This window comes from Chloroflexota bacterium (genome assembly GCA_014360805.1).
Classification (GTDB): Bacteria; Chloroflexota; Anaerolineae; order DTLA01; family DTLA01; genus DTLA01.
Window position 1 is genome coordinate 1 of record JACIWU010000067.1, and the last position, 16,407, is coordinate 16,407.

Genomic DNA, 16,407 nt, shown 5'->3' on the forward strand with positions numbered 1-16,407 from the left:
GGCGGCTATGGAAAGCCGCCCTACGTGTCTGCGGACAACGGGCCTCGGAGGCCCTTGGGATCTATTCTCCATTCGTGTGAATTCGTGTTATTCGTGCATAGCGGTTAGCGAGCGTAGGGCAGCTTCCCATACCTGCCCCCTTCGTCCGGCGGCTACGGAAAGCCGCCCTACGTGTTTGGGTCAAGCCCGCTTGACACGCCGCCCCGCCGCCCGTACAATGCCGGCGAAGAATCCCGTCGGAGTGGCGCAGTGAAATCCCCGCGAACGTATATCCTCACCGTGGCGGCGTGGCTGGCGCTGGGAGTGGCCGTGGCGCCGTGGGTCGGTCCCTTCGGCCGGACGATGCAGGGCACGCTCGGCAAGGTCTCGTGGGACTTCACCCTGGGGGCCACGCCCGTGTGGGCGCTGGCGATGGCGGTATGCGCGGCCCTGGGCACTCATGAGGTCATCGCGGCCCACCCCAAGGCGCGCCGCGGCGAGTTGAGCCACACGGCCCACTACTGGCCCACCCCTGCTGTGCTGGCGGCCGCTGCGGTCGTCCATGCGGCGCGGCTGCGGTCGGGGGCGGCCGTCGTGGGGCTGGCCGTCGGCGTCGGCGCGGCCATGGCGGGCGTGCTGTGGCTGGAGTGGGCCACGGTGGACGCCGCCGAGCGGCCTTATGCCCGCGCGCGCTGGGCGCTGAACATGGCCGACTACGCGGCGGCGCTGGCGGCGTTCACGGCGGCGCTCACCGGCAACCTGACGCCCGCGCAGGCTGGCGCGTTGTGCGGGGTGGCGGCGGGACTCGTGGCGCTGGACCTGCTGCGACTGCCCGAGCGCACGCCCGATTCGGTGGCCCTCTACGCGCCTCTCGTGGGTGCTATCATCGGGGGCGGGGCGAGTCGGATGGCGCAAGGGGGTCTTTCCCCGACGGGCGCGGCGCTCATCTTGCTCCTCGTGGCCTATGCGCTCACGGGCATCCTCCAGCACCACCTTCGTCAGCAGTTGACGTGGCGGGTGCGGCTGGAGTACTTCGGGCTTCTGGTGTTGGGGACGCTGGCGCTGCTGCGCTGGGTGGCGTGAACGGCGCTACGGCAACCGCCGCGCCGCCCCGATGTTGGCGCGCAGGAAGGGCTCCTCGGCGCGCAGGTCGCCGTAGCACGCCTCGGCGGCGGCCTTGCACCCGCCCTGGCATGTGTCGCGCAGGGGGCACGGCTGGCAGAACGCCGGAGTCGCCGCAGCGAAGGCTGCCATCGCCTCGCCGCCGATGATGTCCGCGAAAGGGCGCTCCCACACGTTCCCCAGCACCGTCGCGCTGTGGTTGCACGGGCGGACGTTGCCGGCGCGGTCCAGGGTGTAGTAGGCGCGCTCTGTGCCGGCCGCGCAGAAGCCGAAGTTCAAGTGGGGATAGGCGTCCAGGGCCACTAGGCACGGCTGGATGGGGATGGAGACCGCCACGGAGATGCCCAGTTCGGCGGCCAGGGCATCGGCGACGCCGAGGGCATCCCGCACCTGTTCCAGCGTGGGGAGCAAGTCCAGGTGGGCCGCGCCGCGCCCGCCTGGGTTGAAGCGGTTGATCTGCACGCCCCGCGCGCCAAAGGCGAAGGCCAGCCGCAGGGTATCGCGCAGGTCGGCGATGTTGAGGCGGGTGGCGACGAAGGCGACGGCGGCGGTGCCGCGATGGGCGCGGATGCGGGCCAGGGCGGCCAGCGCGGCGTCAAAAGCGCCTTCGGTGCCGCACAGGGCGTCGTGCGTCTCGCGGCGATGGCTGAGCAGGGGCACGGCGAACAGGCTCACGCCGCGCTGGATGAGTTCGGCGGCGCGGGCGTCTGTCAGACGGTGGCCGTTGGTGATGACGTTGACGCGCACGCCCCGCCGCGTAAGGAAGCCCACCGTCTCTTCCAGGTCCTCGCACAGGAGCGGCTCGCCGCCCGTGAGGGTTACGTGGCTGCAGTCAACCTGGGCCAGCACATGGGCCAGGAGCGCGGTCGCGTCAGGTTGGGTTCGGGCGGGAGCGGGCCGCGCGCCTGGGCGCCTCCACGGGTTGTAGCAGTACAGGCACGCATGGTCGCAGTCCTGGGTCATTTCCAGGATGAGGGTCTGAAGACGGGGCCTGCCCATGCGCGCTACTTCTTGCCCAGCAGGATGTCCACCAGCAGACTCGCCGCGGCCACGGCTTCGGGCGGGATGTCCAGTTGGAGTTCTTCCAGCGAGGGGTACTGGCTGCTGTCGCCTGCGGTCTGGCGCAGGGCTTCAATGAGCGCCTTCTCGTCCTCGTCGGTCAGCGCCAGGATGGCCATGTCGCGCTGGATGGAGGTCTGGGCGAGGGCGACGGTGGCGGGGTCAATGGCGCTGCGCTGGGCCATCTCGGCGAGGATGTCGGCCTGTTGGGCCAGGTCGCTGGCGCCTATGATGCGGTACTGCGGGTAGGGCGCGGGGATGTAGCACGTGATGGGGGCGTTGGCGCGCCAGACATGCTGGGCCGCCGCCTGGAAGGCCACGTGGATGTCCTCGGCCTGTGCCGCGCCGATAAGCCCCGCGCGCACCAGGCTATCCAGCGCGGCCAGATGGTCGGCGATGAGTTGGTCGCGGGTTTTCTGGCCGCGATCCAGGTCCTTGGCGTCGTGGGCGAGGCGGTCCAGGCCGTACCAGGCATCGCGCACGCGGTCCCAGTCGTCTTTCTGGGCGGCGGGCGGTCTGCACCGCGACAGCACGACCGACGCCAGGACGATGCCCAGCCCCTCCAGGAATTGCCGTCGGTTCCACCGCATGTTCGTCCTCCCCTCGCGGGCCTTTGCGCGGAGTGCGCAGGATGCCGCATGTAGAATGATAGCCGATTCCGCGCCGTCTGTCCAATGGCGTTGGCCGACGGCATCGGTTGTGCGGGGTCGCCAACACAAAATGAAACCGAGGCGAATGAATGCGGATATTTGACTTCAGGAGCATAAATACACATAATACCACGCGCATTTTCGCTTGAGGCAGGTTGTCCATGGAGCAAAACCAACTCCAGGTGAATGACTATGTCCGCACCGTCCTGGATGCCATTCCGGCGGCGATATTCGTCGTGGACAGGCGCGTGCAGATCTTGGATTGCAATACGGCCGGTCTGGAAATGCTGGGCACGTCGGGGAAAGACAACCTTCCCAAACTCTGCGGGAACGCGTTGCAGTGCGTCCATGCGCTGGAAAGTGCAGGGGGATGCGGCACAAGTCCGTTTTGCGCCAACTGCGCCCTGCGCAATGCGGTCAGGGAATCCATAGCGGGCGACCGCGTGATTCGGCGTAAGACCGAGATGTTGCTGGTGCGACAGGGCCAGCCGCAGGAATTTCACCTGCTCATCAGCACGGCGCCATTTGAGTACAAGGGGCAGCGGCTCGTCTTGGCGACGTTGGAGGACATCACCGAATTGGACGCGTTGCGCCGCATCGTGCCCATCTGCGCCAACTGCAAGCGTGTGCGCACCGATGAGGAGTACTGGGAGAGCGTAGAAGCCTACGTCGCCAAGCATTCCAATCTGGATTTCAGCCACGGCATTTGCCCTGACTGCGCCAGGGAGTTGTATCCCGATTTGTTCCTGGGCGAGGGCGGTCGGCCGCCGGAGCCTGTCCGTTCGCAATAGCCCCCTGCGTCGCCACAGTCCCTGCTGGCGAAGGGCTGGCAGTAGGGCGGCTTTCCATAGCCGCCGGAAGCCAGGGGCAGGTACGGAAACCTGCCCTACTTGCGCCAATCTCCGATCCTCCTCCTGTGCTCTCCGTGCCCCATGGCAGAAGGCGCACAGACGCGGCGTTTTGCATACGGCCGCGCGCGGGTATAATACGGGCGAGGTGAGCGCATGACCGAAGGCCCATCGCCAACGGTTTCCGTCATCATTCCGGCCCGCAACGCGGCGGCCACGCTGCCCGCCTGCCTGGATGCCTTGCGCAAACAGGTGGGAGGTCCGCCCGACTATGAGGTCATCGTGGTGGACGACGGCTCCAGCGACGACACGGCCGCCATCGCCGAGGCGGCAGGGGCGCGGGTAGAGCGCACGGCGCACGGGGGGGCTGCCGCCGCCCGCAATCACGGTGTGGCCGTGGCGCGCGGGTCGCTGCTGCTGTTCACCGACGCCGACTGCGAGCCGACGCCCAATTGGATGGCGCGCATGGTCGCGCCTTTTGCGGATGCGTCGGTCGCGGGGGCGCGGGGCGTGTACCGCACGCGCCAACGTTCGCTCGTGGCGCGCTTCGTCCAACTGGAATACGAGGACAAGTATCGGCTGCTGAAGCCGCTTCAGGACATTGACTTTGTGGACACCTACTCTGCCGCCTACCGCCGCGACGCGTTCGTGCAGGGCGGCGGGTTTGACCCTTCCGTGCGGTTCGTGGAGGATCAGGATTTCTCGTTCCGCCTGGCCAATCAGGGATACCGCCTGGTGTTCGTGCCCGATGCCATCGTCTATCACCGCCACGCCGACTCGCTGCGCGCTTACGCGCGGAAGAAGTACTACATCGGGTTCTGGAAGGCGCGGATTGTGCAGGCCCACCCCAACAAACTCGCCCGCGACACCCATACGCCACCGTCCCAGCGCGCCCAGGTGGCGTTGTTCTACCTGGCGTTGGCGTTGTGCGTGCCTGCGGCGGCGGGGCTGGTATCCTTCTGGTGGCCTGGGGCGGCGGCGCTGGCGCTGACGGCCACGACCCTGCCGTTTGCGTGGCGGGCGGCCCGCAAGGACTTCCCCGTGGCTGTGGCGTCGCCGGCGCTCCTCTGGGTGCGCACGGCGGCGCTGGGCGTGGGGCTGGCCGTGGGGATGGTGCGATTCCTGCCGGGGAGGCTGTGGCGGAGATGAGACGCGGTTCCAGCGGCCTATCCTCACCCCGTGGCGCGCGCGCGGCAGAGATGCTGGTCTTCGCGACTCCGCTGGTCGTTTATGTGGCCACGCTGCCGGTGGGATTGACGTGGGCGCACGAGGGAGCCGATGGCGGGGACCTGATCGCCGCGGCCCGCACGCTGGGCATCCCCCATCCGCCAGGGTATCCGCTGTACACGCTCCTGGCGCGGCTGTTCCTGCTGGTGGGCTGGGGCACGCCGGCGCACCGCGTGGCGCTCCTGTCGGCGGTGGCAGGCGCGGGGGCGGCCTGGGCGCTGTTCCGGTTGTGCCTGGCGCTGGTCGGCCTGTCGCGCTGGCCGCTGGCCCTGTCGGCCTCGCTGATGTGGGCCTTCGCGCCCATCCCGTGGGGCCAGGCGGTCATCGCCGAGGTGTACGCCCTGGGTGGGCTGTTGGCCATGGGGCTTCTGGCCGCATTGCTCCATTGGCGCAACACGGCGAGCAGAGGAGCATGGCGGGCCGCGTGGCTGCTGTTCGGGTTGGGCATGGCCCATCATCCGCTCATCGCCGCGTGCCTTGTTCCCGCGGGCGTGTGGGCGTGGCAGCAACGCCGCCGCGCCGACGGGCGCAGTTGGGGCGAGGCGGTTGGGCTGGCGGCGCTGGGCCTGGCCTTGTACATCTACCTCCCGCTGCGGGCGGCGGCGTCTCCGCCCATCAACTGGGGCGAGCCGCGCACCCTGGCGGGGTTCTGGTGGGTAGTGTCGGCCGCGCCATATCGGCCGTATGTGTTCGGCTTGCCGCTCGGGGAGTGGCCATCTCGCGTGGGCGCGTGGGCTTCGCTCCTGTTGGGCCAGTTCAAGGTGTGGGGCGTTGCGCTGGGGCTGTGGGGGGCGCTGGCCCTTCACGAGCGGGACAAGGCCGCGTCGTGGGGGCTGCTGGGGCTGTTCGGCCTCATCACGGTGTACGCCATCGGGTACGATACGACGGACTCCTTTGTGTACCTGCTGCCGGCGCTGGCCGTGTTTGCGGTCTGGATCGCGGCGGGCCTGGGGGACATCGCGGAGCGCGTCGCGGCGCGAAGGGCGGGCCTGACTCGCGCGGCGCAGGTGGGCCTCGTGGCCGCGCTGGTGGCGATGCCTGTGCTCTCCCTGGGCATGAACTGGGCGGCGTGCGACCTGCGCGGCGACCGCGAGGCCCAGGCGTATGTGGACGCGTCGCTGGCGGCGCTGCCCACGGACGCCCTGGTCCTGGCCGACGGCGACCGCCAGACCTTCGCCCTGTGGTATGCCCGCTGGGCGCTGGACGGCGCATTTTGCGGCGAGGTTCTATCCGTCCCCCTGTTGCGGTTGGACTGGTACCGGGCGCAGGTGCTGCGTCGCAATCCCCATCTGGTTCTGCCCGACGCGAACCTGCCGCAGGAAGCGTTCCTGGCCCAACTTATCGGCGGGAACGTGGATGACCGCCCGATTTTCGTTACCGCGAACTACCTTGCGCCTGGGGGCTGGAGGGTGGAGCCTGCCGGGCCTCTGTTGAGGGTGAGCCGATGAACATTGACGCCACGCCGCGCCGTTTCTATCGCGCGCCGCTGTTTTGGGTCGTCGCGGCCCTGCTAGCGGGGCTGCTGGTCGCCTTTGGGCCGCGGGTCGCGCGCCTGCCGGGGTTGATTCGCCAGGCGCGGGCCGAGGCGGCCTACTGGAGCGCCGTGCGGAGCGACGGGCTTCGGGGATTGAGCCGTGCCGGCGCTGCGGACGAACTGGCGGCGCATCTGGACGCGGCCCGCCGCCTGGTGGCATCGGCGCGCCGCGATTGGGGATTCGCCGTGGGGGCGGCGGCGTGGTTCGGATGGGTTCCCGGCATCGGGGGCGACCTGGCGGCGCTGCCCCACCTAGTGGACGCGGCCCAGAACGCACTGGACGGCGGCTCGCTCCTGTACGGCGAGGTGAAGCCGGCGGTGGCGGCGCTGCCCAACGGCGCGGGGGCGATGCTGGCCGCGCTGGCTACGCGCACGCCGGGCGACACACAAGCCCTGCGGCAGGCGGAAGAGGCCCTGCGGCGGGCGGCGGAGGCGTGGGGCAAGGTGGACACGCGCCGCCTGTCGCCCAGGCTGGCGCGGTTCGCCCCGCTGGTGGATCGGGCGATCCCCGTGTTGGCCGCCGCGCCCGACCTGCTGCGGGCTGCGCCGGAATTGCTGGGGGCCGATGGCCCGCGTCGGTATCTCATCCTGGCGCAGAATAGCGATGAAATCCGCGCCACGGGTGGGTTCATCAGCGGCGTGGGCATCGTGGAGGTCAATCGCGGCGAGATCACGTCCGTTACCTTCGCCGACAGTTACTCGGTGATGGATTTGACCAAGCCGCATCCCATCCCGCCCGTCGCGCTGGAGACCCACATGTGGGCGCAGATTCTCCTGCTGCGCGACGCCAACTGGTGGGCCGACTTCCCCACGTCGGCGCGCAAGGCCTGGGAACTGTACGAGCAGGACACCGGCAAGAAGGTGCACGGGGTTGTCGCCATGGACACGCCCGCGCTCCAACTGCTGGTGGCTGCGGCAGACCCCATCCGCCTGGAAGAGTACAACGACACCATCACCGCCGACAACCTGCTGGAGCGTATTCAGTACTACTGGGCGTCGCCGGTGGGCGGGCCTGACATCGCCAGCAATGACCCGCAGTGGTGGAAACTCCGCAAGAACTTCATGGGCGTCCTGGCGAAGTCGGTCATAGAGCGCCTGATGAAGCGCACGGGCGACCTGGACATGGCGGAAGTGGCCCAGACGGTGCTGCGCCTTTTGAACGAGCGCCACCTGCTGCTGTTCCTGCCGCCTGTGCAGGACACGCTCCATCGGCAGAAGTGGGACGGCGCCATCGTGCCGACGCAGGGCGATTACCTCTTCGTGGTGGACAGCAACGTGGGGTTCAACAAGGTGAACCCCATGATTCGCCAGAGCATCACGTACACGGTCAACCTGGCCGACGCCACGGCGTTGTTGCAGATCGGCTACGCCCACGAATCGCAGGCCCGCCTGGACGTGTGCGTGCACGAATCGCGCTACGGGGACACGTACCAGGACATGATGGATCGCTGCTACTGGGACTATGTGCGGGTGTTCACGCCGGCGGGGGCCGAGTTGCTGGCCCGCGAGGGGCTGGAGGACGGCGACCTGGCCGAATCGGAGGCGGGCCTGGCGGTGTGGGATGGCCTGCTGGTGTTGAAGCCCGGCGAGGCGCAGGAGGTTACGTTCCGCTATCGGTTGCCGGCGTCGGCGGCGCAGGGCGCGTACCGCCTGTACGTGCAGAAGCAGCCGGGGACGTGGGGCATCCCGCTGCATGTCGTCGTCAGGGGTGCGGGCGGCCAGGTGCGCGAGTTCCAGGCCGACCTGGCCGAGGATCGGGAGTTCGTCGTCGGCCCGTAGCGGCGGGACGTCCGGCCCGTGGAGACGCGACCGCGAATTCGCGCGCGTTTGGGTTGCCGTCGGGTGGGGGGTGCCGTGCGCCCACGGGCACAGCACGCTGTACCCCTACGGCACCTCGGTGGGGGTGAAGTTTGTGATGACCAGGGCGCGCTCCAGGCCGCCGAAGTCCACCGTCGGCTGTACCTCGGCCTCTTGGTACAGCCCCACCTCGTCGCGGATGACTTTGGACACCTGCCCGATGATGAGCGCCTTGGGGAACATGCCCCCCAGGCCCGACGTGATGACCACGTCGCCCTCGGCCACGCTGCTGTCGTGGGGGATGTGGGTCATGACGAGTTTGCCGCCGGGCCGCCCCTCCACCAGGCCGGTAACGCGGTTGCGCTGAATCATGGCGTTCACCGAACTGCGCGCGTCCACGATGAGCAGCACGCGGCACGCATTGGGGTACACATCCAGCACGCGGCCCACCAGCCCGCGCTCGGTTACGACGGGCATGTTGCGGCGGATGCCGTCGCGCGCGCCCACGTTCAGCACCAGGTCGGGGAACAAGTTGGACGCACCACTGCCGACGACGTAGCCCACCACCTCTGCGCCCTTGAACTGATAGGCCGGATACGTCTGGGTGAAGTTCAGCAGCGCCCGCAGGTGCTCAATCTCTTTGTTCGCCTCTTCCAACTGGAGCAGTTGCACGGACAGGCGGTCCAACTGGGCGCGCAGGTCGCGGTTCTCCTCGCGCAGCGCCACCATGTCGCGCCCGCCCTGTACCCAGTCGCTCACGGTGCGGCTCAGACGGGAGAATTGATCCTGCACCGGCGCGAGCAGCGTCGTCGCCAGGTCGCGCACGGGGCGAAACAGGCCCGTCTGGGAGACCAGAAAGGCCGCGATGAGGACGATGATGGCGACGATAAGGGCAGTGGGTGTGTCTGTCCGCGAATGCATGGGAATCTCGCTTTGGGTAGTAGCGTCAAGCCGTCAGCCAATAGCGGTCAGCCATTAGCCTTTAGCCTTCAGCGGTCAGCGGTTAGCCCTTGGCAGCGGGCCATTCGTCTGGGTTCGGAGGCGTTGGGCAGTGCCATCGCCCCAAGGCCAAAGGCTATAGGCTAAAGGCTATAGGCTAGCGGCTAACGGCTGAACGCCAAACGCCACAGTTTCTCTACCGCTTTCTTGGCCGGCGGCTATCGGCCAGGACCTTGCGCAGGGAATCCAGGTTTTCCAGCACCTTGCCGGCCCCCAGCGCCACGCACCACATGGGGTTCTCGGCCACGTAGACGCGCATGTGGGTTTCTTCGCTTAGGCGCGTGGCCATTCCTTGCAACAGCGCGCCGCCCCCGGCCAGCGCGATGCCGTTCTCCATCAGGTCGGCCACCAACTCGGGCGGGGTGTCGTCCAGCGCCTCTTTCACGGAGTTGACGATGGTGGCGACAGATCCCGCGAGGGCCTCGCGAATCTCAATGCTGGAGACTTCCACCTCTTCGGGCAGGCCCGTAACCAGGTTGCGGCCCCGCAGGGTCATGGTCTTCTCTTCGGGCAGCGGGTACGCCGATCCGATGGCGATCTTCACCCGCTCGGCCATGCGTTCGCCGATGAGGAGGTTGTACTTTTGGCGCGCGTAGTTGATGATGTCGTCGTCCATCTCGTCGCCAGCGACGCGGATGGAGCGGCTGACCACGACGCCGCCCAGCGAGAGCACCGCCACCTCGGTGGTACCGCCGCCGATGTCCACGATCATGCTGCCGACGGACTCGGTGATGGGGAGGCCCGCGCCGATGGCCGCCGCCTTGGGTTCTTCAATGAGGTATGCCTCGCGCGCGCCCGCGCTCAGGCAGGCGTCGGACACGGCGCGCTTTTCCACCTCGGTAACGCCGCTGGGAATTCCCACGACGACCCGCGGCCGCGGCACGCTGAAGACCATTTTCTCGTGCGCCTTGCGAATGAAGTAGTGAAGCATCCGCTCGGTAACGACGAAATCGGAGATGACGCCGTCGCGCAGGGGGCGAATGGCGGTGATGTTGGCGGGCGTGCGTCCGACCATGTCCTTCGCCTCGCTGCCGATGGCCAGCACCTGCTTGGTTCTCTTGTCCACAGCCACCCAGGACGGCTCGTTGATGATGATGCCCTTGCTTTTGACGTAAACCAGCGTGTTGGCCGTTCCCAGGTCAATGCCGATGTCCAGGGAGAATAGCCCCAGGAAGGCGGCGATCGGGTTGAACATGGACCTCTCCTCGTGCTTGGTGTGGCTTGGAGCCGCGCCCATTATAGCACAGCGGGTGAAATTGGCAATTCGCGACGCCGGAGGGCGCGCCTGGACGCGGTGCAAGAAGGGGGTTTGGCGTTTCTTTGGGAATCGTGGTATAGTGCGGTGAGAATGCAGTTCAGGGCTAGGTAAGGAGGCTGCAATGGCCCCACAAGTTGTGTCCTACGGCAAATGCTTTTTGTGCGGCGGGACATTCGCCAAGAACGCCATGACTCGCCACCTCAAGGCCTGCGTGCGGAAGCATGAAACGGCACAAGAGGGGAAGCCCGTTCGGCTCTTTCATCTGCGGGTTGAGGGGAAGTATGCCCCCGAGTACTGGTTGCACTTGGAAATCCCCGCCAGCGCCACCCTTGCCGCGCTGGATGACTTCCTGCGCGCCATCTGGCTGGAATGCTGCGACCACATGAGCGCCTTCACGATCAAGGGCGCCGATTACGAGAGGGATACGGGCGCGGGGCATGCCATGTGGACGGGTTTCTTTGGCTCGCCCCTGCCAACGGAGAGCATGAGTTGCAAACTTTATTCGGTACTCTCCCCGGGCGTCGTCTTTGTTCACGAGTACGACTTTGGTACAACGACAACGCTGACACTGAAAGTCGTCGGCGAGCGGCAGGGCAGCGTGCCAGAGGAAAAGATTCGGGTCCTGGCGCGCAACTACGCCCCGTCCATCCCGTGCGCGCTATGCGACAAGCAGGCCGAGTGGGTCTATGCGTTTGACTTCCCCCCTACACCCTATTGCGCGGCCCATGCGGAGGAGCACGAGGATTGGGAGGAAGGCTTCCTGCCCGTCGTAAACTCGCCGCGCGTGGGACAATGTGGCTACACTGGGGCCGGGGATAAAAGATTGGTATTTGAGGAGCAAGCGCCAGCGGTTCAGGATTAGCCCGGGCTGTGCCCTCATGGGTCGGGTCGGGCGGAAAGCGCGCCCGTTCAGCGCCGGGCACGGGCGCGGTTGCCCCGGCCGCTTTGGCGTCAATCATGTGCGTTTGTGGTGCGAGACCGCGAGACTCCTCGCGGCCTTGTGTTTCTTGGGCCTGTGCGCGGGCGCCACGCCGCCCCATTGAGGCTGCCGGGGCCGCGCCGCCTTGACGTCCGCGGGGCGTTGCGCTACACTGGCCCCGCTCGTTCGCTGGCATCTTTTCCGAGGAGGTGCGCATGGCCGGAACCGTTTACCACTACGCCGAACTGACCCAACCTCAACTGCTGGCCCTGGACAGAACCCGCACCCTGGCCGTCATGGCGCTGAGTCCGCTGGAGACGCACGGCCCCCATCTGCCGCTGGGCACCGATGTGTTCGTGGCCGAGGCGCTGCGCGACCGTGTGATACAGAAACTTCAGTCGGCCATGCCCGAACTGGACTATCTGGTCTTTCCCAGCGTCGCGCTGGGCGCGGATCCGATTCCGGCGCCCGGGTCTGTGAAGATTGACAGCAGGGCCATCCACCTGCTGCTGGTCTCCACGGCGGCCAGCCTTGCCGGTCTCGGGTTCAAGTGGATGCTGGTAACCGACAATCACGGCGGGGCGCGCCACCAGGCGGCCATTGAGAAGGCGGTGCGCAAGGCGTGGAAGAAGCACCACTTCGCGCTCATCTGCCCGTTTCTCAACTTCTACCGCCGCATGGTGGAGCACGACCCGGCCCTGCTGGAGGCGACCGGCACAGCCCCGCGCTCATGCGGCGACATTGACGATGCGCACGCCGGCACCAACGAGACTTCACTCATGCTGGCCATCGCCCCCGACCGCGTCGCGGCCGATTGGCGGCAGGTGCCGCCCGCCACCATCAACCGCGACAACCATTTGTACCGCGTGTTGTCGCTGCTGGGCGGCGTCATCGGGCTGCTGGGCGCCGATACGCTGGGGCGCGACCTGGAGTACATGGGGTCAGGGCTGTCGTGGCAGAACGCCAGACCCATGCCGCCCTACATGGGTGCGCCGGCCGAGGCCGACCCCGATCGCGGGCGGCGCATGTTGGAGGCGCACGCCGACGAGGCCGTGGCCCAGGTGCGGCGCGCGCTGGAGGGCCACCCGCCTTTCAGCACGCCGCTCCTCTGGGGGCTGCGCTTCGCCGAGCCAAGTTAGCGCGCGCAAGTTGGGACTTTTGTTACAGCCACGCGCGGGGTCTTCGCCTATAATCAGCGCCGCTGACGATGGAACGACGTTATCTCTTGTGGAGGAGGTCATGAGCGAACTGTTCGGCAATCAGAAGGAAATGCTGAAGCAACTCATCAAGGCGCTGCACCTGGGGGCAGATCCCGAGATGCTCAAGAGCCGATTCCGGACGCTCCTGGGCGAGATCGGCCCTGCCGACATCGCCAGGGCCGAGCAGGAACTCATCGCCGAGGGGATGCCGGCGGAGGAGATTCAGCGCCTGTGCGATGTCCATCTGGCCGTGCTGCGCGAGGCGGTGGAGAAGGAGAAGCCAGGCGAAGGCCCTGGGCATCCGATCTACATCCTGCTCAAGGAGCACGAATACGTTAAGGGCGACGCGCGCGATCTGGCCGAGGTCATCGGACTCCTGGAGCGGGCGACGGATTGGAGCGCCGTGGAGGGCGAACTGGAGCGCCTGGATGCACTGCTGCGCGACTTCCAAGAGTACAACAAGCACAAAGTGCGCGAGGAGAACTGCCTGTTTCCGGTGCTGGAGAAACACGGGGTAACCGGCCCGCCGTCCATCATGTGGATGGAGCACGACCAGCAGCGCGCCGCCGTCAAGGCGGCTGCCGAGGCGCTGGCGCAGCGGGGGACGCGCGCCTTCGCCGAGTTCAAGGCGGCCATCCTGCCCCACCTGCACGCGCTGGCCGAGGGCGTGCCCAGCCACTTCTACAAGGAAGAGAATATCCTGTTCCCCACCGCCCTGCGCCTGATTTCTGACGAGGAGTTCAAGGCGATCAAGGCGTCCATGGACGATTTGGGCTACTGTTACTTCACGCCACCTGAGGTCATCGGCGCGCGCGAAGAATTGGAGGCGCAGGTCGGCGAGGGGGAGATTCGCCTGCCATCGGGCGCACTGACGCCCGCCGAACTGGAGGCGGTGCTCAACGCGCTGCCCGCGGACATCACGTTCGTGGGCGCGGACGACACGGTGCGCTATTTCAGCATGGGCCGCGAGCGGATTTTCCCGCGCACCCCTGCTATCATCGGACGCTCCGTCCAGTTGTGCCATCCCCAGAAGAGCGTCCACGTGGTCAACCGCATCCTGGAGGATTTCAAGGCGGGGCGGCGCGAGGTGGCCGAGTTCTGGATTCAGATGAACGGACGTCTGATTCACATCCGCTACTTCCCCGTGCGGGGCAAGGACGGGCGCTACCTGGGCACGCTGGAGGTAACTCAGGACATCACGGACATCCAGAAGATCACGGGACAGAAGCGGCTGCTGGACGAGTGAGGCGGCGCCGGGGCGCGCTTTGACACGGGGCCGCGCTATTTGTATAATCCGCGCGTCGGGTTCGGAAGGAGGTGGTGCAGCGGATTACGTAAACGGTAGTTCATCGGGGAGAATAGCGCCTGGACTGGGCGGTGAGGGCCGCGTGTTGAGCCGCCTGCCCAGTTGACGAGGACGGAGGTTCCTCACCTCGCGGTGAGGCTAACCGGCGCGCGCCGGGAAAATCGGAAGATCGGCGGAAGCCTCCGGGGGCGATCCCGCCCCCACAACTCCCCTCCAAAACGAGCGCGTCCCCAAATCCGCGCGGGCGACCGCCGGGACAAAGGGCCGCGCAGGGATCGGGCGAGACTCATCGTCCCGCGAAGTATCCACACGGAGGGGCCTCACGCGCCTTTGTTGCGCATGCCCCATGGTTAGCGGTCAGCAGTCGGCGAGCAGCCGTCAGCCGTCAGCGGTCGGCGATCAGCGAGCGACGGATGCCGCTAACGGCTGACGGCTAAAGGCTAACGGCCATCACAGGAGGAACGCTTATGTGCGGGATTGTGGGATACATCGGCCCCCGCGACGCAACGCAAATCATCATGGACGGCCTGCGTCGTCTGGAATATCGTGGCTACGACTCGGCGGGCATCGCCGTGCTACAGGAGGGCTGCCTGGTCGTCCGCCGGGACGCCGGCAAACTGGCCAACCTCGCCGCCATCCTGGAACGCGAGCCGGTGCACGGCCCCGTCGGCATCGGCCACACGCGCTGGGCCACCCATGGCCGGCCCAGCCAGCGCAATGCCCATCCCCACACCGATTGCACGGGCGAGATCGTGGTCATCCACAACGGCATCGTGGAGAACTTCATGGCGCTGAAGGCGGAACTGCAAGCCGAAGGGCACCGATTTCGCTCGGATACCGACACGGAAGTGATCGTGCATCTCGTGGAGAAGTACTACCAGGGCGACATCGCCGAGGCGGCGCGGGCGGCCTTCCAGCGGCTGCGCGGCGCTCATGCCATTGTCGTCATGACGTCGCGCGAACCCGACCGGCTTGTGGCGACGCGCATCGGCAACGCGGGAGGCGTAACGGTGGGACTGGGCGACGACGAGATGTTCCTGGCCTCGGACATCCCCGCGATTCTGGAGCATACGCGCCGCATGGTCTTCCTGGAAGACCGCGAGATGGCCGTCGTAACGCGCAGCGGCGCGCAGTACTACCGCCTGACGGGCGGACCGGTGTCCAAGACGCCCCACACCGTGCCCTACGATCCGGTGGCGGCAGCCAAGGGCGAGTACAAGCACTTCATGCAGAAGGAAATCTACGAGCAGCCCCGCGCCGTAACCGACACGATTCGCGGGCGCATGGACTTTGAGACCGGCGAGGTGATCCTGGCGGAGGTGGGCGTCGGGGAGGACGAGGCGCGCGCCCTGGATCGGGTTGTCATCGTGGCGTGCGGCACGTCGGCCTACGCGGGCCTGGTGGGCAAGTTCATGCTGGAATCGCTGGCGGGCCTGCCGGTGGAGGTGGACTACGGCTCCGAGTTCCGCTACCGCGACCCGCACATCACCCCGCGGACGCTGGTGGTGGCCATCACCCAGTCGGGCGAGACGGTGGACACGCTGGCGGCCATGGACGAGGCGCGGCGCAAGGGGGCCAAAATCGTGAGCATCGTCAACGCGGTGGGGAGCATGGCGGCGCGCGTGTCCGACGGCGTTATCTACATGCAGGCAGGCCCCGAAATCGGCGTGGCATCCACCAAGGCGTTCACCACATCGCTGGTGGATTTGTACCTGCTGGGCATGTACCTGGGGCAGAAGCGCGGGCGGCTGGATAGGGAGCGGTCGCTGGCGCTGGCCCAGGATTTGGCCGAACTGCCCAATCTGATGGGGAGCGTGCTGGCCAACGGCCACGAGTACGAGGCGCTGGCGCAGTTATACTACGAGAAGGCCGACTTCCTGTACCTGGGGCGGGGAATCAACTATCCCATCGCCCTGGAGGGCGCGCTGAAACTCAAGGAAATCTCCTACATCCACGCCGAAGGCTATCCGGCGGGCGAGATGAAGCATGGCCCCATCGCCCTGATTGACGACCACATGCCGGTCATGATCATCGCCATTCGCGACCGCGTGTACGAGAAGATCATGGGCAACGTGGCGGAAGTCAAGGCGCGCAACGGCATCGTGCTGGCGCTGGGCACGCAGGGCGACACGCACCTGGCCGAGAAGGCCGATCATGTGCTGTACGTGCCCCCGCTGCCGGAACTCCTGTCGCCGGTGGTTACGGTCATCCCGCTGCAACTGTTCGCGTACCACATGGCGGTGCGCCGCGGGTGCGATGTGGACCAGCCGCGCAACCTGGCGAAGAGCGTAACGGTGGAGTGATTCGCGCGTCGGGCGCGGCCCCTCACCCTAGCCCTCTCCCCGCGAGGCGGGGCGAGGGGATTGCACCCCTCACCCTAGCCCTCTCCCCGCGAGCGGTTCAGGGGCGGACAGGGGTGAGGTGCGTGTCGGAAAACTCAGGCGGTTCGTGGGCATGGGCACCTTCTGAATATGAACGCGTGCAAATGGTGTGCTTGAATCTGCGCCTGC

The 16,407-nt window shown here is 67.2% G+C and carries 13 protein-coding genes; 9 read left to right on the plus strand and 4 right to left on the minus strand.

Going from position 1 to position 16,407, the window contains the following annotated elements:
- The first annotated feature begins 249 nt into the window (after window positions 1-249).
- Entirely contained in the window at window positions 250-1,062 is an 813-nt protein-coding gene (locus tag H5T65_10960) for a hypothetical protein (GenBank protein ID MBC7259756.1), read from the plus strand.
- Window positions 1,063-1,068: 6 nt separating this feature from the next.
- On the opposite strand, the gene H5T65_10965 is transcribed toward H5T65_10960, so the two are convergent.
- Together H5T65_10965 and H5T65_10970 are read right to left on the minus strand one after the other, a co-directional pair.
- Window positions 1,069-2,100, minus strand: coding sequence for a radical SAM protein (locus H5T65_10965; protein ID MBC7259757.1), 1,032 nt, complete (start codon window positions 2,098-2,100; stop codon window positions 1,069-1,071).
- 5 nt (window positions 2,101-2,105) lie between these two features.
- Window positions 2,106-2,750: a hypothetical protein gene (locus H5T65_10970; GenBank protein ID MBC7259758.1), complete on the minus strand. Its 645-nt coding sequence runs from the start codon at window positions 2,748-2,750 to the stop codon at window positions 2,106-2,108.
- 221 nt (window positions 2,751-2,971) lie between these two features.
- On the opposite strand from H5T65_10970, the gene H5T65_10975 reads away from it, so the two are divergent.
- The 4 genes from H5T65_10975 (at window position 2,972) to H5T65_10990 (ending at window position 8,198) form a co-directional block, all read left to right on the plus strand.
- A complete protein-coding gene (locus H5T65_10975; GenBank protein MBC7259759.1) occupies window positions 2,972-3,601 on the plus strand; it encodes a PAS domain-containing protein in 630 nt (209 codons plus the stop codon).
- Between the two features lie 213 nt (window positions 3,602-3,814).
- The gene (locus H5T65_10980) at window positions 3,815-4,807 is read left to right on the plus strand and encodes a glycosyltransferase (protein ID MBC7259760.1); all 993 of its coding nucleotides are present in this window, start codon (window positions 3,815-3,817) and stop codon (window positions 4,805-4,807) included.
- Window positions 4,804-6,333, plus strand: a complete 1,530-nt coding sequence (locus tag H5T65_10985; GenBank protein ID MBC7259761.1) for a DUF2723 domain-containing protein — start codon at window positions 4,804-4,806, stop codon at window positions 6,331-6,333. The genes H5T65_10980 and H5T65_10985 overlap by 4 nt, the downstream gene beginning before the upstream one ends.
- Complete coding sequence (locus H5T65_10990; protein MBC7259762.1) at window positions 6,330-8,198, plus strand: DUF4012 domain-containing protein; 1,869 nt, start codon at window positions 6,330-6,332, stop codon at window positions 8,196-8,198. Before H5T65_10985 ends, H5T65_10990 begins: the two co-directional genes overlap by 4 nt.
- Window positions 8,199-8,303: 105 nt before the next feature.
- Here the strand turns inward: H5T65_10990 and mreC are convergent, their stop codons facing one another.
- Window positions 8,304-9,137 (minus strand): rod shape-determining protein MreC, encoded by an 834-nt coding sequence (mreC, locus tag H5T65_10995; GenBank protein ID MBC7259763.1) that lies wholly within the window; start codon window positions 9,135-9,137, stop codon window positions 8,304-8,306.
- 214 nt (window positions 9,138-9,351) lie between these two features.
- On the minus strand, window positions 9,352-10,410 hold the full coding sequence (locus H5T65_11000) for a rod shape-determining protein (protein ID MBC7259764.1): 1,059 nt from the start codon (window positions 10,408-10,410) through the stop codon (window positions 9,352-9,354).
- Window positions 10,411-10,594: 184 nt separating this feature from the next.
- Between H5T65_11000 and H5T65_11005 the strand changes: the two genes are divergently transcribed.
- The 4 genes from H5T65_11005 (at window position 10,595) to glmS (ending at window position 16,200) form a co-directional block, all read left to right on the plus strand.
- Entirely contained in the window at window positions 10,595-11,335 is a 741-nt protein-coding gene (locus H5T65_11005) for a hypothetical protein (protein ID MBC7259765.1), read from the plus strand.
- Window positions 11,336-11,607: 272 nt separating this feature from the next.
- On the plus strand, window positions 11,608-12,531 hold the full coding sequence (locus tag H5T65_11010) for a creatininase family protein (GenBank protein MBC7259766.1): 924 nt from the start codon (window positions 11,608-11,610) through the stop codon (window positions 12,529-12,531).
- Between the two features lie 100 nt (window positions 12,532-12,631).
- On the plus strand, window positions 12,632-13,837 hold the full coding sequence (locus H5T65_11015) for a DUF438 domain-containing protein (protein MBC7259767.1): 1,206 nt from the start codon (window positions 12,632-12,634) through the stop codon (window positions 13,835-13,837).
- A gap of 527 nt (window positions 13,838-14,364) precedes the next feature.
- Window positions 14,365-16,200 (plus strand): glutamine--fructose-6-phosphate transaminase (isomerizing), encoded by a 1,836-nt coding sequence (gene glmS, locus H5T65_11020; protein ID MBC7259768.1) that lies wholly within the window; start codon window positions 14,365-14,367, stop codon window positions 16,198-16,200.
- The last annotated feature ends 207 nt before the right edge of the window (window positions 16,201-16,407 follow it).

Coding starts and splice junctions, on each gene's coding strand:
- H5T65_10965 (MBC7259757.1), bottom strand. CDS start 2,100: ATGGGCAGGCCCCGTCTTCAGACCCTCATCCTGGAAATGACCCAGGAC.
- H5T65_10970 (MBC7259758.1), bottom strand. CDS start 2,750: ATGCGGTGGAACCGACGGCAATTCCTGGAGGGGCTGGGCATCGTCCTG.
- H5T65_10975 (MBC7259759.1), top strand. CDS start 2,972: ATGGAGCAAAACCAACTCCAGGTGAATGACTATGTCCGCACCGTCCTG.
- H5T65_10980 (MBC7259760.1), top strand. CDS start 3,815: ATGACCGAAGGCCCATCGCCAACGGTTTCCGTCATCATTCCGGCCCGC.
- H5T65_10985 (MBC7259761.1), top strand. CDS start 4,804: ATGAGACGCGGTTCCAGCGGCCTATCCTCACCCCGTGGCGCGCGCGCG.
- H5T65_10990 (MBC7259762.1), top strand. CDS start 6,330: ATGAACATTGACGCCACGCCGCGCCGTTTCTATCGCGCGCCGCTGTTT.
- mreC (MBC7259763.1), bottom strand. CDS start 9,137: ATGCATTCGCGGACAGACACACCCACTGCCCTTATCGTCGCCATCATC.
- H5T65_11000 (MBC7259764.1), bottom strand. CDS start 10,410: ATGTTCAACCCGATCGCCGCCTTCCTGGGGCTATTCTCCCTGGACATC.
- H5T65_11005 (MBC7259765.1), top strand. CDS start 10,595: ATGGCCCCACAAGTTGTGTCCTACGGCAAATGCTTTTTGTGCGGCGGG.
- H5T65_11010 (MBC7259766.1), top strand. CDS start 11,608: ATGGCCGGAACCGTTTACCACTACGCCGAACTGACCCAACCTCAACTG.
- H5T65_11015 (MBC7259767.1), top strand. CDS start 12,632: ATGAGCGAACTGTTCGGCAATCAGAAGGAAATGCTGAAGCAACTCATC.
- glmS (MBC7259768.1), top strand. CDS start 14,365: ATGTGCGGGATTGTGGGATACATCGGCCCCCGCGACGCAACGCAAATC.